This is a genomic window from Seminibacterium arietis (assembly GCF_042675725.1).
Classification (GTDB): domain Bacteria; phylum Pseudomonadota; class Gammaproteobacteria; order Enterobacterales; family Pasteurellaceae; genus Seminibacterium; species Seminibacterium arietis.
This window is the reverse complement of sequence record NZ_JBHTJN010000001.1, coordinates 67,585-88,709: the sequence shown is the minus strand read 5'-3', so window position 1 is coordinate 88,709 and position 21,125 is coordinate 67,585. Positions and strand designations below refer to the sequence as shown.

The following is a 21,125-nucleotide window of genomic DNA, read 5'->3' as shown; positions in this document are numbered from 1 at the left end:
TACCATTTTATATTAATTTAAGTGATTATGATTTAAATTGTAATATATTGTTCAAATAAACCCAATGCTGCGATGAAAGTATTTCCATAGAAAACTAGGGGAGTTCGTTGACGTTGCCATGGGGGAATTTTATGTTGTTGCCAACATTTTTTTATATCTTGATTTATTCCTGTTTTTGAGCGAACTTTTCCTGCATAAGTAAAACGAATTTCAATAGGCTGATTAGTAATAGGTAACTTATGTTCTATTTGCTGATGATTTACTTGAGTCCAAGAAGCAATAAAGTGCGGTTCGCTTTTTCGCAATTTTATATAACCGAGTTGATCGGGTAGCGTGATCCTTTGGTCTAGTTTTATTTCTAATCGTATTTGGCGTAAATCAGCGAATGGTTTAGTAAGATATAAAGTTTGTTGATAACGTCGAATTGTATAAGGTGCTAAGTAATAAGTTGGGTTTCGATCTGAGTCTGCAAAAATCACATCACGATTGATATGTTCTAATTGAATAACAGAAGGCATAGTGAGATTAAATTGAGCAATCCATTGACGCAATAAGAAATTTTGTTTCGTTTTTGCTTGCGGAGTAAATCCGTTTACATCAAAAGTGCGGTCATTTTTATTGAAACGTTGTTGAAATTCAGTTGCTAGTAATTCGTTGATCAATTGTTGTTGTTCAATGCAATGTTGTGCTGAACGCTGTACTGATTGATCAAAATGCGACCATCGCTGACGTAGAAGAGGTAGTATTTCGTTACGTAAAAAATTACGATCATAATAGTTATTTTGATTACTTTCGTCTTCAATCCAAGTTAAGTTGCATTTATTTGCGTATTCTAACAGTTGTTGGCGACTGAAAGGCAATAGCGGACGAAAAACAGGTACGTTAAAAACAGTACTTTGTGGTTGCATTGCTCCTAAACCCTGTAGACCACTCCCTCGTTTGAGCGCAAGAAAAAAAGTTTCTGTTTGGTCTTGTAAATGATGAGCAGTCACAAAAATTGCTGTTGGCGGTAAATGTTCTTTTATTGCTTGATAACGGGCTTCTCTTGCTCCTGCTTCAAGTCCTGCTTTACTATTTACTTGCACTCGTTGTACTTCAAAAGGTAAGCCTAAGTTGTGACAAACTTGTTGACAATGAAAAGCCCAATTGTCAGCATTGGGGCTTAATCCATGATGAATGTGTATCACTTTAATTTGGATGTGTGGTCGAATTTTTTGTAACTCAGAAAACAGAGATACTAATACGGTAGAATCTAGCCCACCACTAAATCCAATAAAAAAACGGATTTGTTTTGAGTAATATAAATCAACTTGTTGTACAAAGTGATTAAAAAGTGTCATCATAAATACTTTATAAGCCCCACATAACTTTTAAATCAGCCTATTTTCACTGCATTAAATGAACTTTTAGGATTAACGATAAGTTCTCTTGCGGCGATGATCTGTAATTCGTAGCTGTTTGCTTGTTGAGTGATATTCATTACATCATTAACTGCATTAGCAGTATGTTCAAAGGCTTCTAGATCAGATTTACCATTTAATAAATTGGCAATAAATAATCCCGCTGTTAGATCGCCCACGCCAACAGGTTCTTTAGCAAAATGGTGTAGTGGGCGAGTGATATGCCAAATACCGTGTTGATTTGCTAGTAACATTTCAAATTGATCTGCATTTTTACCTACTTTACTTAGGTGTTTAACAAGCACTTTTTTAGGACCTTTAGTTAATATTGTCTTGACTGCATTAATCGCCTGATCGAAGTTTTCTACAGCTAGCCCGCTAAGTTCACGTAATTCAACTAAGTTTGGGGTCATAATATCTGCATGGGGCATTGCAATTTCAATTAATCCCTCTTTAACACCATCAGCAACAATACAGCCTTTATCAGGATGTCCCATCACAGGATCACATAAATAAATAGCATTAGGATTACATTGTTTAATATAACGAACAGCATTCACAATTTCATCTACTTGGTCTGCTGCACCAATATAGCCAGAAACAATAGCATTGCAATTTTTTAGTTGTCCGATATTGTCAATTCCTCGCACGATTTTGCCAATTTGTTCTTTAGGGATAACCATGCCTGTCCATTTAGTATATTGAGTATGATTAGAAAATTGTACTGTATTTAATGCCCACACATCTATGCCGAGTAATTGCATTGGAAAAGTAGCTGATTTATTTCCTGCATAGCCATAAACTACATGTGATTGAATAGAAAGAATATTTTTCATTTAATTGCCTCTAATAAATTTTAATTAATATAGGGATGCTACATAAAAAAAAGCGATTATAAACCGCTCTTTTTTTATATGGTTTAACAATAACCATAATTCATTAATCGTTTATAACGTCGATCTAATAAATGCTCTTGATCTAACAGAGATAATTCAGCTAAATCTTCCAAGAGTCTGTGTTTTAAATTATTTGCCATTTCTCTGTAGTTGCGATGAGCACCACCTAAAGGCTCAGGAACAATATTATCGATCAGTTTTAATTTTTTTAAGCGATCTGCTGTTAAGCCCATGACTTCAGCAGCAGTAGATGCTTTTTCTGCACTTTTCCATAAAATTGAAGCACAACCTTCGGGAGAAATGACAGAATAAGTACTATATTGCAACATATTAACTTTGTCTCCGACACCAATAGCTAATGCACCACCTGAACCGCCTTCACCAATGACAGTACAAATCACAGGCACAGTTAAAGTTGACATTTCACGTAAATTACGAGCAATAGCTTCTGATTGTCCTCTTTCTTCTGCTCCAACACCAGGGTAGGCTCCAGGCGTATCAATAAAAGTAATAATCGGTAGATTAAATCGTTGAGCCATTTCCATTAGACGTAGAGCTTTGCGATAACCTTCAGGGGCAGGCATGCCAAAATTTCGCATAACTTTTTCTTTTACATTACGTCCCTTTTGATGACCAATAACCATTACTGGCTTACCATCTAAACGAGCTAAACCGCCAATGATTGCTTTGTCATCAGCAAAACTACGATCACCACAAAGTTCCTGAAATTCAGTGAAAATATATTCAATGTAATCCAGTGTATAAGGGCGATTTGGGTGACGAGCCATACGTGCAACTTGCCACGCATCTAAATTAGCAAAAGTCTTTTGAGTTAATTCAGCTGCTTTTTTCTGCAATCGAGTAATTTCATCATCAAGATTGATTTTTTCATCTTGTTCAGCTACAGAACGTAAGGATTCAATTTTTGCTTCAAGTTCCGCAATTGGTAATTCGAAATCTAAGTATTCTTGGTTCATCTGTTTTTCCTTAACATTGGACTCAAAATCAGACCGCACTTTAGCAAGATTTTGTCAGACTGTAAACACACTTATTGTATGCTGTTTTAAGCCAACATACTGAGTGGTCGTAGTAACCCGTACTTACATCATTGCGGATCTAATTTTTTATTTTTAGATTAGTAGATTATCTAATAATCCACTGAATCATTATTCAGTATCAGTTTGCGTTCCTTCATCAGCATCACAGATTCGCTCAATGCTGACTACTTGCTCATTTTCGGCTGTTCGAATCAAACGTACACCTTGAGTATTACGTCCTACAACGCTAATTTCATTCACTCGTGTTCTTACCAAAGTGCCAGCATCAGTAATCAGCATGATTTGATCTGCCTCTGTTACTTGAACAGCCGCAACAACTTTACCGTTTCGTTCACTAACTTTAATCGAAATAACGCCCTTAGTGTTACGAGATTTGGTAGGATACTCAGTGAGTTGCGTACACTTGCCATAACCATTTTGAGTCACTGTTAATATTGTGCCTTGTTCTTTTGGTATAACTAGTGAAACAATCTTATCAATAGTTAAATCAACAGTAGAGTGTTCATTTTCATCAGATATATCTTCTATCTCGGTTTCATCATCAGATACTTCAGAAGTTAAGGCAAGTTTCATACCTCGTACTCCAGTAGCATTACGTCCCATTGCTCTTACTGCAGTTTCATTGAAGCGAACAACTCTACCTTGAGAGGAGAATAGCATTATTTCATCATCACCATTAGTAATATCGACACCGATGAGTTCATCCTCATCTCGTAAATTTACTGCGATGATACCATTTGCACGAGGGCGACTAAATTCCGTAAGTGCAGTTTTCTTCACAATACCACCAGCAGTCGCCATAAGGATATATTTATTTTCTTCATAAGCAGTAACAGGTAGAATCGCCGTGATACGTTCATTTTCTTCTAGTGGTAAAATATTGACAATAGGTCGTCCCCTTGCATTGCGACTAGCTTGCGGTAACTGATAGACTTTTAACCAATATAATCTACCTCGGCTAGAAAAACACAGAATAGTATCGTGAGTATTAGCAACTAATAGACGTTCGATAAAATCTTCTTCTTTCATTTTAGTTGCTGATTTACCTTTTCCACCACGACGTTGAGCTTCATAATCAGTAAGCGGTTGATATTTTACATACCCTTCATGAGACAGCGTCACAACAACGTCTTCTTGTGCGATGAGATCTTCTAAATTAATATCACTGGAATCAATAGTAATCTCAGTACGACGAGCATCATTAAATTCTGTTTTAACTCGCTCTAGCTCTTCTCGCATAACCTCTCTTAGACGTTCACTATTATTTAAAATGTTTAAAAGTGCGGAGATTTCTACTAAAATTTCTTGATATTCATTTACAATCTTCTCATGCTCTAAACCAGTCAGACGTTGTAAGCGTAAATCTAAAATAGCATTTGCTTGTTGTTCAGAAAGATAATATTGTTCTTCTTGTAATCCAAGATGGTCTGGTAAATCATCAGGACGAGAACTCTCTATACCTGAAGCTTCTAACATAGCTTGAACATTACCTAATTTCCAACCACGAGAGAGCAATTCTTGTCTTGCTTCATCAGCAGTTTTAGAGGTTCTAATTAATTCTATTACAGGATCAATATTGGCTAGAGCAATAGCTAAACCTTCTAAAATGTGGGCTCTTTCGCGAGCTTTACGTAATTCAAAAATAGTGCGACGAGTTACTACTTCACGGCGATGCTTGATAAAAGCTTCGATAATTTGTTTAAGTGTAAACAGTCTTGGTTGACCTTTATCTAAGGCAACCATGTTAATCCCAAAAGTGATTTGCATTTGAGTTAAAGCATATAAATTATTTAATACTACTTCACCTACAGCATCTCGTTTTATTTCGATTTCAATCCGAAGTCCTTCTTTACTAGATACATCAAGTACGCTACTGATTCCTTCAATTTTTTTCTCACGAGCTAGCTCACCAATTTTTTCTACTAATTTAGCCTTATTTACTTGGTAGGGAATTTCTGTGACAACGATAGTTTCACGACCTTTGTCATTAGTCTCAACCTCTGCTTTAGCTCGTAAATAAATTTTACCTCGTCCTGTACGATAAGCATCTTCAATACCTTTACGACCATTAATTAATGCGGCAGTTGGAAAATCAGGACCTGGAATATATTGCATTAATTCTTCGATAGTGATCTGTTCATTATCAATATATGCTAAACAGCCATTTAATACTTCACCTAAATTATGAGGAGGAATGTTAGTTGCCATACCTACGGCAATTCCTGATGAACCGTTTACTAAAAGAGCAGGAATTTTTGTTGGTAGAACATCAGGAATCATCTCTTTACCATCATAGTTTGGAGAATAATCCACAGTTTCTTTATCAAGGTCAGTTAATAATTCTTGTGTGATTTTTTCCATGCGTACTTCAGTATAACGCATTGCAGCAGCAGAATCGCCATCAATAGAACCAAAGTTACCTTGTCCATCTACTAAAGTATAACGCATTGAAAAAGGCTGTGCCATGCGGACGATAGTTTCATATACTGCACTATCACCATGAGGATGATATTTACCAATAACATCGCCTACTACACGGGCTGATTTTACATGAGATTTATTATAAACAATATTGCTGCGATCCATGGAAAAAAGAACTCGACGGTGTACAGGTTTTAAGCCGTCTCGTACGTCTGGCAAAGCACGACCAACAATTACGGACATTGCATAATCAAGGTAAGAGGATTTTAATTCTTCTTCAATACTGACAGGGGTAACATTTGAGACTAAATTAGTCATTTATAATTTCCTAAGTACATACAAAAACTGCACAGATTATAGCATAATTTCCTATATAGCTCTAATTTTATAGTGAATTTTTGCTGTAATTAGGGAATAATAGGAGTTAATTTATGTTAGGTTTAACAACTTGTTGTAGGGTAGAAATAAAAATGCAAAATTTTGATCAAAATGAATTAAATAAGTTTGAAAAAATGGCAATAACTTGGTGGGATCCTAACGGTGATTTTAAGCCTATTCATCAACTTAATCCCTTGAGATTACAATATATTCTTGATCAGTCTAATGGATTATTCGCTAAAAATGTACTTGATGTCGGCTGTGGTGGCGGTATTTTATCTGAAAGCATGGCAAAACAAGGAGCAAAAGTAACGGGAATTGATATGTCAATTGCTCCTCTTGAAGTAGCCAAAATGCATGCTAAAGAAAGTAGTTTAGCTATTGATTATCAACAGAGTACAATTGAAGATTTTTTGCAAAAACATACCGCACTTGTAGAAGCGAAGAAAGCAGAAAAATTTGATGTAATCACTTGTATGGAAATGCTTGAGCATGTACCTGATCCAGTTTCAATTATAACAAGCTGTCAAGCTTTGTTAAAAACTGATGGCGTGTTGTTTTTTTCTACAATAAATCGCACTTTTAAAGCATGGGCATTAGTAGTATTAGGAGCTGAATATATTTTAAAACTATTGCCAAAGGGGACGCACGATTATGATAAATTCATCAGACCTTCAGAATTATTACGGTGGAGCGATGAAGCGGGATTACATTGTCAGGACATGTGCGGTTATCATTATAATCCTTTTTTAGGTCGCTTTTGGTTTAATGATGATGTAAGTGCTAACTATATTGCAACTTTTAAGAAAAGCTAAGTCTATTAAAAATAAAAAACACCACATAAAAAGTGCGGTGTTTTTTAATATTATTTCTTATTATTTGAATTTTCATCACAGTCATGAATGTTACTACATTTTCCGTATAAATATAAGCTGTGAGTTTTTAATTGAATACCATGTTCCTCACTAATTTCTCGTTGTCGTTTTTCGATAATTTTGTCATTAAATTCGAAAACTTTACCGCAATCAACACAAATAATATGATCATGATGTTCAGCAGGGGCTAATTCAAATACAGATTTATTTCCTTCAAAATTATGACGAATCAATATATTAGCTTCATCAAATTGATTTAGTACACGATAAACTGTAGCTAATCCAATATCAGAACCACGCTCAAGTAACAACTTATACACATCCTCGGCAGAAAAGTGAGAGATCTTGTTTTCTTGCATTAACGCTAAAATTGTCAAGCGAGGTTCAGTAATTTTCAGCCCAGCTTTTTTTAGTATTTTGATGTTTTCTTCAGACATATGGATTCCCCATTTGGATATTTGACTGTTATTCAATTACTTGTGCTAGGCACATTTCATCGTAAACTTGTTTAAGCCATTTTTCTATACGCATTGCGGTTAATTCAGGTTGGCGATCTTCATCAATACAAAGACCAACAAAAGTATTATCGTCAACTAACGCTTGCGAAGACTCAAAATGATAACCCTCAGTTGACCAATGCCCAACAATAATCGCCCCTTTTGGTTCAACAATATCACGAATATTACCCATAGCGTCACAAAAATATTCAGCATAATCTTCTTGGTCTCCGCAACCAAAAATAGCAACCAATTTATCAGTAAAATCGATTTCTTCTAACGTTGGAAAAAAATCATCCCAATCGCATTGTGCTTCGCCATAATACCAAGTAGGAATACCAAATATTAGAAAATCATAAGATTCAATATCTTCTTTTGTACTTTTTGCAATGTCGCGTATATCTACAATATCCGCACCTAATTGTTTTTGAATAATTTTGGCAACGTTTTCTGTATTGCCTGTATCACTACCATAAAATAAACCGACAACAGCCATTTTATTCCCTTATATTTCCTTTATATTAAAATAATCTTGTAAAATCGTTTCAATTAACTCTGAACGTCTGACACATCGAATTGCCGCTAAATGTTCTATTTGTTGAACTAAATCCGTATGTAATTTTAACTCTATCCGTTTTAAACCACTAGATTTATCTCGCTTGAGTTGATTGCGTTTATTTATCCGAATTTGCTGATCTCGGGGCAACGGATTCGTTTTGGGACGTCCCACTTTTTTTGTGTCAGCGAACAGATCCAACGTTATACAGTCAGCATCTTGTTTCGCCATGTTTTATATCACTGATATCTGTCTTATAATACTCTAATTGAGAATGATAAGCTACAACTAAAATCTGAAGCACTATATCATAATTTAATACTGAATAAAACTTATCTTTCTTAAAATAAAAACCGTTCTATAGCTCGAGTGACTAAGGAACATTTTTCTGCATGTACCCAATGACCGCTTCCATTTATAGTAAAAGATTGAGCTTGAGGAAATTGAGTTAGGATAGTGTCGGTATATTCTGGCAAAATATAATTAGATAACCCACCTTTAATAAATAAAGTAGGATTAGCAAAAAAACAATCTTGCCAATTCATCAAATTTCCATAATTATCATAAAGAGCAGATAAATTAAAACAAAAACGTTCTGGCGATTGAGGATTGAAAGACTTTAACATAAATTGGATTATGCTCTCTTCGAGAATATATTGTTCTAAAATCTGTTTTGCATCTTGGCGGGAAGTGACCGCACTTTGTTTAACTGCAAATAATCCAGCAAAAACATCATCATGAGTGCAATGATTATATTTTACAGGAGCAATATCAATTACTACTATTTTTTGTACAATTTCTGGGTAAAGTGAAGCGGTTTTCATTGCAATTTTTCCTCCCATAGAATGTCCAATTAAAATGACTGATTTTAGCCCTAAATAATTAATTAAATTGATTAAATCATGTGCTAGTAAATCGTAGTTCATTTCTTTTGAGTGAAAGCTATGTCCATGATTCCGTACATCTAGTTGTAGCGTGCGGTAGTTGTTAGAAAAAGTTTTTGCAATAGTACGAAGATTATTCATATCGCCAAATAAACCATGAATAAAAATTAATACAGGCTTATTTTTAATTTTTTGTTGTTCTGCTTCAATTGAAATATTAAATTGGAAGTTGAGTAAATTATTTTCCATTGTCATTTTTGCATAGAGTATTTGCGAATAAACCGTTATAATGTTGTAAAATTTTACAGAGATCAAGCTGTTGCAATAAAAATGGAGATAAAAAATGAAAATCATAGAAGTAGATGAAGAATTATACCAATACATCGCCTCGCAAACACAATCCATAGGCGAAAGTGCATCTGAGATTTTACGCCGTTTATTGCATTTTCAAACATCCAAAACTGTAACAAATAATGAACTAACACTGATTAGAACAGAAAATTCAGTCGTAGCTGAAAATATACCTAATCAACAGCGTGGTATAAAATTAGAACAAGAACGGATTAAAACTCCAACAAGAAAACAGTCAAATCTTAATATTCAACAAATAGTAAACAAAGTGCGGTCATTATTAGCGTCAGAATCTTTCCAGCAAGAAACCAAAGCGGTTGTGAGATTTTTAGCTATTCTGAGAGTGTTGTATCGCACTGATCCTGAAAGCTTTGCATTAGCAACAGAATCGCTACAAGGACGTACAAGAGTATATTTTGCTCGCGATGAAGGCACGTTGCTCATTGCAGGGAATCACACCAAGCCAAAACAAATTCCTGACACACCTTATTGGGTGATAACTAACACTAATAGTGCTCGTAAAATGCTCATGTTAGAGGGAGCAATGGAATCGATGCATTTACCACAGTCTTTGATTGATGAAGTAAGAGTTTATTTTATTGCTAATTAAAAAGGATTTTTAATGTTTCTTTGGCAGAAATATGCATCTTCTATTGAAATGCAATCGCAAATTGCGATTCAGATCAGTCATGATAAAAGTTTAACTTGGCAAGCTGTGGGACAGCGTATTAATGAATATGCTTTTGAGCTTTTTCAACAAGGAGTTGAACAGGACACAGGGGTTGCGTTGATTAGTAAAAATAGCCTTGAATTATTGCTACTTTATTTAGCCGTGATTCAACTTGGTGGGCGGGTACTGCTAATCAATCCAAATACACCACTAGAAAAAATAGATGATCTTTGTTTAGATAATCAGATCGAATTTTACTATTCGCCCGTTGAAAAAAAATTAATTAATGCTACCGCACTTTATTTTGTTGAACGATCAGAAAAAACATTACAAAGTGCGGTAACAATTGAATGTGATTTGTTACGCCCAGCTACTATGACCTTGACATCAGGTTCAACAGGCAAACCAAAAGCTGTAGTACATAATTTGAAGGCTCATTTAGATAATGCCAAAGGAGTGTGTACTCTAATGCATTTTTCTAAACAAAATAGCTGGTTACTTTCTTTGCCGATGTTTCATGTATCGGGACAAGGAATAATTTGGCGATGGCTCTATAAAGCAGCTCAATTACATTTACCTACAGAAGATTTTTATTTTTCTGTTATGCAATCTTCTCATGTTTCTCTTGTCCCAACACAATTACAACGATTATTAAGTTATCTACAACAGCATCGCAATAATACTTTTAATACTAAAGGCGTTTTATTAGGAGGAATGCAAATTTCTGTAGAACTCACTGAGGCTGCTCGAAAATTAAATATCGAAACTTATTCAGGCTATGGTATGACAGAAATGGCATCAACAATTTTTGCTAAAAAAAGTGATGATAAGTGTGGTGTTGGACAGCCTTTATTAGGGCGTGAGTTTCGTCTTGAGGGAAATGAAATTTGGGTGCGTGGAGCGGGGCTTGCTATGGGGTATTGGCAAAATAGTGAAATAGTCCCTTTGACCAATCAACAAGGTTGGTTACAAACTAAAGACTTGGGTATTTGGCAAAATAATGAATTGATTGTACAGGGTCGACTGGATAATATGTTTATTTCGGGAGGCGAAAATATTCAACCAGAACAAATTGAAAAAGTCTTAAAGCAGTCTGATGATGTAGTTGACGCATTTGTATTACCTATTGATGATAAAGAATTTGGTCAGCGACCTGTTGCTATGGTGAAATTCAAAGATAACTTTAGTCAAAGTGCGGTTGAAAATTTACAAGATTTTTTGCAAAATCGTATAGAGCGATTTAAACAACCTGTAGCTTATTTTCCATTAGATACAGAAAAATGTCAGCAAGATAATGTGAAAATTTCAAGAGCCTTTTTAAAGAAAGAGTTAAAGTTTTTATTGGGGAAATAATATGAAAAAGAACAGAGTTTTTTCTGATTTATTGCTAGTTTTTTGTTTGTTGATTGCGTTTATGCCATCTGCAATAGCACAATTGCCAACACAAGAAGATGTACAAGCTAGTTTAACTGTAGCGAAAGAAAGTAAAACGAATGTTGCTAATCAAATATTAGTGCAGAATTTAGAGGATACTTTAGATTTATTGCAAAAAATTGAACAACAAAAAGAAAATAATAAAAATTTAACAGAAACTTTAAAAAATACTTCAAAAACAGCAGAGTCAGTACAAAGTGCGGTTGAAAATTTAAAAAATTTATCTCAGCCAGTACTAAAATTTGATAATTTATCTATTGATGAATTGCAAACTAAATTAATTGAAACAGAAGAAAAACTAAATCAGATTCAAATGGATTTGGCTGTAATTAATGACAAATTAGCGAGTCAACGAAGTGCATCTGATAAAGCCCAGAATGTATTAAAATCTAATATTGAACGAGCTAAACAGATTGAAAAATTACTAGCTCAATCGGAACAAGTTGAAGAAAAAAATAAACTTAAGGCAGAATTAGTATTACTTAATCTACAAAATGTATATAACCAAACTTTACTTAAAGGTAATAATAGTTTGATTTCTTTATATGCATTGCAATCCGAAGAAAAATCTCTAATATCCGAACAATTAGAAAAAGTGCAAATTGCTTTACAAACGGCAATTAATGAGAAAAATTTACAAGGAAGTTACGAACAAGAGGGACAAATTCGCTTATCTCAAAATAAAGGAAATCCAATTATTGCAGAGCAACGAAAGCTGAATTTAAAAGCTAGCCAAGCCTTAGTTAAATATACTGCTCATTTAAATAAATTGACTCAGGACAACACTCGCATTAAAAATGTATTAGATAATTTACAACGTACTGACCGTAACATTAGTGATCAAATCAGTAATTTGCAGGGAACGTTAGTATTATCACGTATTATCACTAAGCAAAAGCAATCTTTACCACAGAATCAAATGGTGCGTGGATTGGCAAAGCAAATCGCAGATTTGAGAGTAAAAATTTTCGATCTTACAGAACGTCGTGATCGCTTGTATGATATTAAAGCCGTTATAGCAGAATGTGAAAGAAAAAGTAATCAAACGTTAACAGCAGAAAAACGTTCTGAATTGACGACAGTTCTGCAAGAACGCCGTAAATTACTGTCTGACGGCATTGCAATTTTAAACAATCAACTTAATTTAGCAATTAATATTGAATTAAATCAACAACAAGTTGCTGCAATTAGTGATACGTTACAGCAAAAATTACAGCAACAAAGTTTTTGGGTGAGAAGTAATCCACCCATTGACTTAGATTGGTTTTCTGAATTTTTACCGAACATGGATACTCAGTTAACTAATATTAAAAATGAAATTAATTTTTCCAATTGGAAGGATAACATTGTTTCAGCAACATCAGTATTAGCCGCCTTGCTAGTTATTATTTTACTTGTGCTATGGCAGAAAGAGAAAATTAAACGCCGATTAAGTATTATTAATAGTCGTATTTATACTGTACAAGATCGGCACCTTTATACCCCAGAAGCAGTGTTTTGGACAATTATTTTATGCTTACCAAGTACACTTTTGTTCCTATCTGTATTGATTTTAGTTACTTTTGTTTGTTTTCAGTCTCCAACACAGTTTTGGTGGTGGTCAATTAGTATGGCAGGATATTGGTGGTTTTTTGCTTTTATTTTAGCGATGCTTCGACCTAATGGATTAGCGTATCGACATTTCAAAATGTCTCAAGAGAGTGTAAAGATGTTCCAATCGGTATTTAAACGCTCTGTATGGATATGCGCTTTATGGTTAAATGCCTCAATATTTACTCATCTTGATAGTGGAATTAGTAATGATGTCGTAGGAGAAATATTAACTACATTTATTTTAATTATTTCATTATTTATTATTGCTCCTAGAATTAGAAGTGCGGTGCAAATTTATAAAAAATCACAACTTCAATCCGCAGTGAAAATTCGTTTACTTAATATTACTCGAGTCTTATTAATATTGATTCCGATACTACTAATTGTGTTGATTATAATGGGATATTATTATACAACATTGAATTTGATGGCTCACTTAATGTCATCTTATTTTGTGATAACCTCTTGGATGATCGTAAAAGAGATTATTTATCGAAGTTCTGCTGTATCTTCTCGTCATTTATCAGAAAATCGTATTCAAGCTTGCCAACAAGAATCGCAAACGATTGAAGGTGTAGAAGATGATATTGTAGAACTAGTACCAGAAGAGCATATTGAATTATCTAAAGCAAAAAACCAAGTGAAACGTGTAGTTGATTCTATTTTATGGTTTGCTTTGGCAGCTTTGCTTTACTGGGTATGGTCAGATTTAGTAGGGGTTGTTTATTATTTGCAGAGTGTAACATTATGGACACAAAGTACTATTACTGATTCAGGTGTCATTACAGAGTCTATCACTTTACTTAATTTACTATTAGCTATAGCAATTTTAGTTGTAACTTATTTTGTTGTTCGTAATATAGCAGGGGTATTGGAAGTCTTGCTTTTCTCTCGAATTACTCTTTCACAAGGAACACCTTATACAATTACAACATTAGTTACTTATATTATTATTGCCATAGGTGCAGGTATTGCTTTTTCAACATTGGGAATGTCGTGGTCGAAATTACAATGGTTATTTGCAGCACTTTCCGTTGGTCTAGGATTTGGTTTACAAGAAATTTTTGCAAACTTTATTTCAGGTATTATTATTCTATTTGAGCGTCCAATTCGAGTAGGAGATGTAGTAACTATTGATAATTATACAGGTACAGTGACTAAGATCCGTATTCGTTCTACAACCATTATTGATGGCGATAAAAAAGAAATTATTATTCCAAATAAGGCTTTTGTTACAGGACGTATTATTAACTGGGTATTAACAGATCAAATGACTAGAATTGTGATTAAAATTGGTGTTGCTTATGGCTCTAATTTAGAATTAGTTCGTCAATTATTACTTCAAGCGGCTACAGATTGTGAACTAGTAATGAGAGATCCCGCACCTTCAACTTATTTTTTAGGTTTTGGAGCAAGTACATTGGATCATGATTTGCGTGTGTTTGTACCAAAATTAGGGGATCGTATGAAAGCAACAGATTTCTTAAATAGACGTATTAATCAATTATTTGCAGAAAATAATATTGAGATTGCGTTTAATCAGCTAGATGTATTTATTAAGAATCAAGTAACTAGCGAAGAAGTAAAATTAACTTCAGAAAAAAGTTGTGCATAATCTAAATTTATGTTGGTAGGAAAGGGCAATACAATAATAAACTGGACAAGGAATAAAAATGGCAGGAAATAGCATAGGTCAAATTTTTCGAGTTACTACTTTTGGTGAGTCACATGGTATTGCATTAGGATGTATTGTGGATGGTATTCCACCTGGTATGAGTCTTTGTGAACAGGATATTCAGTCTGAGCTAGATCGTCGTAAACCTGGAACTTCACGTTATACCACGCCTCGCCAAGAAGAAGATAAAATACAAATTTTATCAGGTGTATTTGAGGGAAAAACAACGGGGACTAGCATTGGTATGCTAATCAAAAATTCTGATCAACGTTCTCAAGACTATAGCGATATAAAAGATAAATTTCGTCCTGGTCATGCAGATTATACTTACCAGCAGAAATATGGACTACGTGACTATCGAGGAGGAGGGCGTTCTTCTGCTCGTGAAACAGCAATGCGAGTGGCTGCTGGAGCAATAGCTAAAAAATATTTGCGTGAGCAATTTGGTATTGAAGTGAGAGGATTTTTATTGCAAATTGGAGCCGTTAAAATAAATCCGCAAACTATTGCCGATGTTGCTCAAATCAATTGGCATCAAGTTAACACGAATCCATTTTTTTGCCCAGATCAAAGTGCGGTAGAAAAATTTGATGAATTAGTTCGTGAATTGAAAAAGACGGGTAATTCGGTAGGAGCAAAGCTTACTGTAATTGCTGAAAATGTACCAGTAGGATTAGGGGAGCCTGTATTTGATCGACTAGATGCTGATCTTGCTCATGCTTTAATGAGTATCAATGCAGTAAAAGCAGTAGAAATTGGAGATGGATTTGCTGTCGTAGAGCAATTAGGTACAGAGCATCGCGATGAAATGACTCCTCATGGATTTTGTTCTAATCATGCAGGAGGTATTTTAGGAGGGATTAGCTCAAGTCAACCAATTATAGCAACTATTGCTCTAAAACCGACTTCTAGCATTACAATTTCAGGTCGTTCAGTCGATTTAAATAATCACCCTGTAAACGTAGTAACTAAAGGGCGTCATGATCCTTGTGTTGGTATTCGAGCTGTCCCTATTGCTGAGGCAATGGTTGCTATTGTGTTATTAGACCATTTATTGCGTTTTAAAGCACAATGTCGATGAAGGGAACGGTGATGAAAAAGAAAATATTAGCGGTAAGTGCGGTAGTTTTCATTACACAATTATGGACACAGTCTACTTTAGCTATACCTCAAGACTGGCAAAAAATTAAACGTCCAATTAGTGGTGAGCCTATGCCCATTGGAACATATAATAATGGCTGTATTATTGGTGCAGTGCCATTACCTTTTAATGGGGAAGGGTATCAAGTTATTCGTACTAGTAAAAATCGCTATTATGGACATCCTGATATGATCGCTTATTTGCAACGATTAGGTAAAAAAGTGAAAAAAGAAGGGATGAGAGATATGCTGGTCGGCGATATTGCAATGCCAGGAGGTGGACGTTTTCTGACGGGACATGCTAGTCATCAAATGGGATTAGATGCGGATATTTGGCTGAGGATGGGGCGATTGTCAACAAGAGATGCGGAAGATCCAGCAGGAATGGGGTTGTTAGTTGTAGATCGTAAAACTCAAAAAGTCGATGATAGAATATGGAAAGATGAACATACAAAATTAATTCATCTTGCGGCTCAAGATAAACAAGTAAGCCGTATTTTTGTCAATCCAGCAATTAAAGTAAAATTATGTGAAACTGTAACAGGAGATCGCAGTTGGTTACGGAAGATTAGACCTTGGTTTGGTCATGACTCTCATTTTCACGTACGGTTAAGTTGTCCTCATGGAGCAAATTATTGTCAAAATCAAGATCCGACACCTGCTGGAGATGGTTGTGGTGAAGAACTTTATTCATGGTTTAAACCTACTAAACCAAAAATAAAGTCAAGCAAACTTAATGTATTGCCTCCAGAGCCTTTTTTGTGTCAACAAGTAATCAACGCCCCTAATCGTAAAGAGTGGTTAGAATAATGGAATTAAGTATTGAAATTATATTATTATTGTTTGCTGTAGCTTGTTTAGCTGGGTTTATTGATGCTATCGCTGGTGGCGGAGGATTGATTATTATCCCTGCTTTATTAATGACAGGCATGTCTCCAACAATGGCATTTGGTACTAATAAACTGCAAGGCTGTGGTGGTTCGTTTTCTGCTAGTTTGTATTTCTGGCGAAAGAAAGCGGTAAATCTAAAAGAAATTTGGTTGCTAATTGTCCTGACTTTTTTAGGTGCGACGGTTGGTTCAGTGTTAATTCAATTTATTGATACTTCCGTCATTAAGAAAGCATTACCATTTTTAGTTGGGATTATTGGTTTGTACTTTTTGTTTACTCCCAAACTAGGCGATGAAGATCGTTTGAAACGTATCTCGTATTTTGCTTTTGCTTTGACTGCGGCATGCTTTATTGGTTTTTACGATGGTTTTTTTGGACCAGGTACGGGATCCATGTTTAGCTTGGCATTTGTATTATTGCTTGGATTTAATTTTGTCAAAGCTACCGCTCATGCCAAAGTATTAAATTTTACTTCAAATGTTGCCGCACTTTTAGTATTCATACTTGGTGGAAAAGTAGTTTGGTCGATTGGTTTAGTTATGCTAGTTGGGCAATTTTTAGGTGCTAATTTAGGAGCAAAAATGGTATTAACAAAAGGAAAAGCCCTGATTCGTCCGATGGTTGTAATCGTTTCATTTGCAATGACTATAAAAATGGCATTTGAACAAGGATGGTTCGGTTAATGACAAAGCAAAATTTACGGGAAACAGCTCGCATAGGATATCAACCTCATTGGTCTTGGCGTTATTTATTACCGCAGTTTTGGATGATATGGTTAAGTATGCTAGGTTTGTTAGTTCTAGCATTTATTCCTTTTCGTTGGCGTGATAAATTAGCAGAAAAAATTGGTAAGCTTGTTGCTTATAAAGCCAAAAAACAACGGCATCGAGCAAGAGTTAATCTACAACGTTGTTTTCCTCAATGGTCTAATGCAAAGCGAGAAGAAATTATTGATAAAATGTTTGTCACTGTTGCTCAAGTTATGCTCGGTATAGGTGAGATAGCTGTAAGATCGAAACAACATCTACAAAAGCGTAGTGAATTTATTGGTATTGAATATATTCAGCAAGCTAAGCAAAAAGGGAAAAATGTCATCTTACTTGTACCGCATGCTTGGGCAATTGATGCTTCAGGTATTATTTTACACACTAGAGGGATACCGATGACATCGATGTTTAATCCACATCGTAATCCACTAGTGGATTGGTTATGGACTATTACACGGCAACGGTTTGGTGGCAAGATGCATGCTCGACAAAACGGCATAAAACCTTTTTTAAATGCTGTACGAAGTGGGGAAATGGGGTATTATTTGCCCGATGAAGATTATGGCTCAGAGCTTAGCGAGTATGTGGATTTTTTTGCAACTTATAAAGCAACATTACCTAGCTTAAATAAATTAGCAAAGTTGGCAAAAGCAGTCATTATTCCAATGTTTCCGCGTTATAACGCGGAAAAAGGCAAGTATGAAATAGAAATTTTACCTGAAATACAATTGAATGATAATCCAAAACAATCAGCACGAGCTATGAATCAAATTATTGAATATTTTGTTACGCCAACTCCTGAGCAATATGTATGGATTTTACGTTTATTAAAAACGAGAAAAGACAACGAAGATATTTATCGTTAACATAAATTTGTGTTAATATCTGAACTCAGTTTTGAATGAAAAAGGTCGATAATTTGACCGCACTTTTATTTATTTAGGTATAACAATGAATCTGTTAGAGTTGATTAAATCATCTATTAAATCTATTCCTGATTATCCGAAGAAAGGTATCATTTTTCGTGATATTACTTCTTTAACTGAAGTGCCAGAGGCATTTCAAGCCTGTATTAATTTAATTATTGCAGAATATAAAAATAAAGGTATTACTAAAGTGATTGGCACAGAAAGTCGAGGTTTTATTTTTGGTGCACCAGTTGCGTTAGGTTTAAATGTTCCTTTTGTTTTAGTGCGTAAACCAAATAAATTACCTCGTGAAACTATTGCACAATCTTACCAACTAGAATATGGTGAAGATGTTCTCGAAATGCATGTAGACTCTATTAAAGAAGGAGATAATGTCTTAATAATTGATGATTTATTAGCCACGGGCGGTACAGTAGAAGCTACAGCGAAATTAGTAGAGCGTTTAAAAGGTCAAGTCAAACATGCGGCTTTTGTAATTAATTTACCCGATTTAGGAGGAGAAAGACGTTTGTGCAAACTAGGTATTGAACCTTTCTGTTTAGTGGATTTTGAAGGGCATTAATTGTCAAAAATAAAAAGGATAGGTGATGAGTTATCAAGTTTTAGCAAGAAAATGGCGACCGAGAAATTTTACAGAAGTTGTCGGACAAACGCATATTTTGACCGCACTTTCTAATGGATTAAAAGGAAATCGCCTTCACCATGCCTATCTTTTTTCGGGTACTAGAGGGGTGGGAAAAACTTCGATTGCTCGACTATTTGCAAAGGGACTAAACTGTATTAATGGTATTACAGCAGAACCCTGTGGACTATGCGAGCATTGCAAAGCTATTGAGCAAGGACATTTTGTTGATCTCATTGAAATTGATGCCGCCTCTCGCACTAAAGTAGAAGACACTCGAGAGTTACTTGATAATGTACAATATAAGCCAACACAAGGTCGTTACAAAGTTTATTTAATTGATGAAGTACACATGCTTTCTCGTCATTCTTTTAATGCTTTGCTAAAAACGTTAGAAGAACCGCCCGAGTACGTAAAATTTTTACTAGCAACCACAGATCCCCAAAAGTTACCGATCACTATTTTATCTCGCTGTTTACAATTTCACCTAAAAGCTTTAGAAACACCACAGATTGCACAGCATTTAGAACGAATTTTGAATGCAGAAAAAATTCCTTTCGAAAGCACTGCACTTGATTGCATTGCGAAAGTTGCACAAGGTAGCATTAGAGATAGTTTAAGTTTGACAGATCAAGCCATAGCAATGGGGAATGGTGTAGTCAATCTTGATATAGTTAATACTATGCTTGGATTGCTTGATGAAGATCATTCTGTAAAAATTTTATATGCATTACAGCAGGGCAACGGTGAAGCTTTAATTAAGGCAGTTGAAGCAGTAGCTGAGCAAGGAGGAGATTGGGATCAATTACTTAATTCAATTGCTGAGTTATTGCATAAAATTGCTTTACAACAATTATTGTCACAGGGGGAGATTGATGATAGAATCCCCTTAAGCTTTTTAGCAAAGCATATTGCACCTGAGGATGTGCAGTTTTTTTATCAAATCGTTGTTAGTGGTCGTAAGGAGCTAGAACGATCACCAAACCGTAGAATTGGTGTAGAAATGGTGTTATTGCGAGCGTTAGCATTTCATCCTAAATTGATTGCACAACCACAAATAGTAGAACGTATTAAAACGGTGGGGGATGAAAGTGCGGAGCAAGAACAACTGAACTCAATAGAGTTACCTACCCTGTCACAGAACAGTCAAGTAAGATTAACAAGATCTCAAACTCAGCAACTCAAATCTGATCAACAACCAATATCAATAAGTAATATAACAGCAGATGCTTTAGATGCTTTAGAACAGCTATCTAGACCAATCACTGCTGTGAAAGAAAGTGCGGTAGAAAAAAAAAATATTTACCTAAGTCCAATTGAATCTTCTGAAAATATAGTTTTACCTGTAGCAGACAAAAAAAGTAAGTTTTCTTCTAAGCATAAGCAGGTTATTGTAGAGCCTTCACCTAAGCAGTTAAATACGATTGCTACAGATAATGATTTTATTTCTTCATCTGATGACAATTCAGATGAAGAACAATTGCAAATAAACGGAAATGAAGCGAATCTAGCAGAAAGTTACCGTTGGACATGGAGTGATCCTAATAAAGCAAAAGAACCAAAAACTATTCGGCCATCAGATATTAAACAAGCGATTTTACAGAATACGACAAAAGAGCTAGAAAATCGTATTTTGACTGTTGCTCGTCAACGAGATCAGTGGACAGATCTCATTGAAAAAACAAGTATTTCAGGTTTGATTAAAGAAATGGCAATAAATTCTGTTTTATTGGAATTACAAGATCAAAAACTTACTTTGGGATTGCGTTCTCCTAGCTTGCACTTGAAAGATGAAAAATCAGTTAATTTGTTAGCTCAAGCTATTACTCAAGTGTATGGTAAATCCATTAATTTACAAATAGACGAGTATAATGAACTTGATCGTTTAACTCCAGCAGAACTTCGCAAACAAATTTATCAAGAGTTCACAGAACAGGCAAAACGAGATTTACAGCAAGATTCTAAAATTAAATTATTACAAAAAAACTTTGGAGCCACTTTAGATTTAGAGAGTATCCGCCCAGTTTAGCGGTAAAAAATAGATGTATAAAAATTTTAATAACCATAATTAATAGTAACTTTATATTA

At 34.9% G+C, this 21,125-nt stretch carries 18 protein-coding genes and 1 pseudogene; 11 read left to right on the top strand and 8 right to left on the bottom strand.

Translation table 11 applies throughout. From position 1 onward, the window contains the following. Window positions 1-32: 32 nt before the first annotated feature. The 4 genes from tilS to gyrA all read right to left on the bottom strand — a co-directional run bounded on the left by tilS (window position 33) and on the right by gyrA (window position 6,093). A complete protein-coding gene (gene tilS, locus ACFQ02_RS00550; protein ID WP_380817928.1) occupies window positions 33-1,343 on the bottom strand; it encodes a tRNA lysidine(34) synthetase TilS in 1,311 nt (436 codons plus the stop codon). A 32-nt stretch (window positions 1,344-1,375) separates the two neighbouring features. After that, the gene (gene pdxY, locus ACFQ02_RS00545; protein WP_380817925.1) at window positions 1,376-2,236 is read right to left on the bottom strand and encodes a pyridoxal kinase PdxY; all 861 of its coding nucleotides are present in this window, start codon (window positions 2,234-2,236) and stop codon (window positions 1,376-1,378) included. Window positions 2,237-2,319: 83 nt separating this feature from the next. Further along, entirely contained in the window at window positions 2,320-3,273 is a 954-nt protein-coding gene (accA, locus tag ACFQ02_RS00540) for an acetyl-CoA carboxylase carboxyl transferase subunit alpha (protein ID WP_380817922.1), read from the bottom strand. Between the two features lie 189 nt (window positions 3,274-3,462). After that, on the bottom strand, window positions 3,463-6,093 hold the full coding sequence (gene gyrA, locus ACFQ02_RS00535) for a DNA topoisomerase (ATP-hydrolyzing) subunit A (RefSeq protein ID WP_380817919.1): 2,631 nt from the start codon (window positions 6,091-6,093) through the stop codon (window positions 3,463-3,465). Window positions 6,094-6,245: 152 nt separating this feature from the next. Between gyrA and ubiG the strand changes: the two genes are divergently transcribed. Beyond that, the gene (gene ubiG / locus ACFQ02_RS00530; protein ID WP_380818185.1) at window positions 6,246-6,968 is read left to right on the top strand and encodes a bifunctional 2-polyprenyl-6-hydroxyphenol methylase/3-demethylubiquinol 3-O-methyltransferase UbiG; all 723 of its coding nucleotides are present in this window, start codon (window positions 6,246-6,248) and stop codon (window positions 6,966-6,968) included. Between the two features lie 50 nt (window positions 6,969-7,018). On the opposite strand, the gene fur is transcribed toward ubiG, so the two are convergent. The 4 genes from fur to ACFQ02_RS00510 form a co-directional block, all read right to left on the bottom strand. Next, entirely contained in the window at window positions 7,019-7,465 is a 447-nt protein-coding gene (gene fur / locus ACFQ02_RS00525; RefSeq protein WP_380817916.1) for a ferric iron uptake transcriptional regulator, read from the bottom strand. Between the two features lie 28 nt (window positions 7,466-7,493). Further along, a complete protein-coding gene (gene fldA / locus ACFQ02_RS00520) occupies window positions 7,494-8,021 on the bottom strand; it encodes a flavodoxin FldA (RefSeq protein ID WP_380817913.1) in 528 nt (175 codons plus the stop codon). 9 nt (window positions 8,022-8,030) lie between these two features. Further along, window positions 8,031-8,312 (bottom strand): LexA regulated protein, encoded by a 282-nt coding sequence (gene ybfE, locus ACFQ02_RS00515; protein ID WP_380817910.1) that lies wholly within the window; start codon window positions 8,310-8,312, stop codon window positions 8,031-8,033. A gap of 110 nt (window positions 8,313-8,422) precedes the next feature. Further along, entirely contained in the window at window positions 8,423-9,214 is a 792-nt protein-coding gene (locus ACFQ02_RS00510; RefSeq protein WP_380817907.1) for an alpha/beta fold hydrolase, read from the bottom strand. 94 nt (window positions 9,215-9,308) lie between these two features. Between ACFQ02_RS00510 and ACFQ02_RS00505 the strand changes: the two are divergent. From ACFQ02_RS00505 to dnaX, 10 genes and pseudogenes are all read left to right on the top strand, one after another. Beyond that, window positions 9,309-9,365, top strand: a pseudogene (locus ACFQ02_RS00505) (hypothetical protein); the annotation flags it as partial. A gap of 3 nt (window positions 9,366-9,368) precedes the next feature. After that, the gene (gene seqA, locus ACFQ02_RS00500; protein ID WP_380818182.1) at window positions 9,369-9,926 is read left to right on the top strand and encodes a replication initiation negative regulator SeqA; all 558 of its coding nucleotides are present in this window, start codon (window positions 9,369-9,371) and stop codon (window positions 9,924-9,926) included. 12 nt (window positions 9,927-9,938) lie between these two features. Further along, window positions 9,939-11,339, top strand: a complete 1,401-nt coding sequence (gene menE / locus ACFQ02_RS00495; RefSeq protein WP_380817905.1) for an o-succinylbenzoate--CoA ligase — start codon at window positions 9,939-9,941, stop codon at window positions 11,337-11,339. A gap of 1 nt (window position 11,340) precedes the next feature. Beyond that, window positions 11,341-14,628 (top strand): mechanosensitive channel MscK, encoded by a 3,288-nt coding sequence (gene mscK, locus ACFQ02_RS00490; protein WP_380817903.1) that lies wholly within the window; start codon window positions 11,341-11,343, stop codon window positions 14,626-14,628. Window positions 14,629-14,686: 58 nt separating this feature from the next. Then, the gene (aroC, locus tag ACFQ02_RS00485; protein ID WP_380817901.1) at window positions 14,687-15,769 is read left to right on the top strand and encodes a chorismate synthase; all 1,083 of its coding nucleotides are present in this window, start codon (window positions 14,687-14,689) and stop codon (window positions 15,767-15,769) included. Between the two features lie 11 nt (window positions 15,770-15,780). Further along, window positions 15,781-16,638, top strand: a complete 858-nt coding sequence (gene mepA / locus ACFQ02_RS00480) for a penicillin-insensitive murein endopeptidase (RefSeq protein WP_380817900.1) — start codon at window positions 15,781-15,783, stop codon at window positions 16,636-16,638. After that, entirely contained in the window at window positions 16,638-17,402 is a 765-nt protein-coding gene (locus ACFQ02_RS00475; RefSeq protein ID WP_380817897.1) for a TSUP family transporter, read from the top strand. Before mepA ends, ACFQ02_RS00475 begins: the two co-directional genes overlap by 1 nt. Continuing rightward, window positions 17,402-18,352, top strand: coding sequence for a lauroyl-Kdo(2)-lipid IV(A) myristoyltransferase (lpxM, locus tag ACFQ02_RS00470; protein ID WP_380817894.1), 951 nt, complete (start codon window positions 17,402-17,404; stop codon window positions 18,350-18,352). Before ACFQ02_RS00475 ends, lpxM begins: the two co-directional genes overlap by 1 nt. Before the next feature lie 85 nt (window positions 18,353-18,437). Continuing rightward, entirely contained in the window at window positions 18,438-18,977 is a 540-nt protein-coding gene (gene apt, locus ACFQ02_RS00465; RefSeq protein WP_380817891.1) for an adenine phosphoribosyltransferase, read from the top strand. A gap of 25 nt (window positions 18,978-19,002) precedes the next feature. Then, entirely contained in the window at window positions 19,003-21,066 is a 2,064-nt protein-coding gene (gene dnaX, locus ACFQ02_RS00460) for a DNA polymerase III subunit gamma/tau (protein WP_380817888.1), read from the top strand. Window positions 21,067-21,125: the final 59 nt, after the last annotated feature.

Excerpts from the sequence above, each read along its gene's own strand:
- tilS (WP_380817928.1), bottom strand. The coding sequence starts at position 1,343 with ATGATGACACTTTTTAATCACTTTGTACAACAAGTTGATTTATATTAC.
- pdxY (WP_380817925.1), bottom strand. The coding sequence starts at position 2,236 with ATGAAAAATATTCTTTCTATTCAATCACATGTAGTTTATGGCTATGCA.
- accA (WP_380817922.1), bottom strand. The coding sequence starts at position 3,273 with ATGAACCAAGAATACTTAGATTTCGAATTACCAATTGCGGAACTTGAA.
- gyrA (WP_380817919.1), bottom strand. The coding sequence starts at position 6,093 with ATGACTAATTTAGTCTCAAATGTTACCCCTGTCAGTATTGAAGAAGAA.
- ubiG (WP_380818185.1), top strand. The coding sequence starts at position 6,246 with ATGCAAAATTTTGATCAAAATGAATTAAATAAGTTTGAAAAAATGGCA.
- fur (WP_380817916.1), bottom strand. The coding sequence starts at position 7,465 with ATGTCTGAAGAAAACATCAAAATACTAAAAAAAGCTGGGCTGAAAATT.
- fldA (WP_380817913.1), bottom strand. The coding sequence starts at position 8,021 with ATGGCTGTTGTCGGTTTATTTTATGGTAGTGATACAGGCAATACAGAA.
- ybfE (WP_380817910.1), bottom strand. The coding sequence starts at position 8,312 with ATGGCGAAACAAGATGCTGACTGTATAACGTTGGATCTGTTCGCTGAC.
- ACFQ02_RS00510 (WP_380817907.1), bottom strand. The coding sequence starts at position 9,214 with ATGGAAAATAATTTACTCAACTTCCAATTTAATATTTCAATTGAAGCA.
- menE (WP_380817905.1), top strand. The coding sequence starts at position 9,939 with ATGTTTCTTTGGCAGAAATATGCATCTTCTATTGAAATGCAATCGCAA.
- mscK (WP_380817903.1), top strand. The coding sequence starts at position 11,341 with ATGAAAAAGAACAGAGTTTTTTCTGATTTATTGCTAGTTTTTTGTTTG.
- aroC (WP_380817901.1), top strand. The coding sequence starts at position 14,687 with ATGGCAGGAAATAGCATAGGTCAAATTTTTCGAGTTACTACTTTTGGT.
- mepA (WP_380817900.1), top strand. The coding sequence starts at position 15,781 with ATGAAAAAGAAAATATTAGCGGTAAGTGCGGTAGTTTTCATTACACAA.
- ACFQ02_RS00475 (WP_380817897.1), top strand. The coding sequence starts at position 16,638 with ATGGAATTAAGTATTGAAATTATATTATTATTGTTTGCTGTAGCTTGT.
- lpxM (WP_380817894.1), top strand. The coding sequence starts at position 17,402 with ATGACAAAGCAAAATTTACGGGAAACAGCTCGCATAGGATATCAACCT.
- apt (WP_380817891.1), top strand. The coding sequence starts at position 18,438 with ATGAATCTGTTAGAGTTGATTAAATCATCTATTAAATCTATTCCTGAT.
- dnaX (WP_380817888.1), top strand. The coding sequence starts at position 19,003 with ATGAGTTATCAAGTTTTAGCAAGAAAATGGCGACCGAGAAATTTTACA.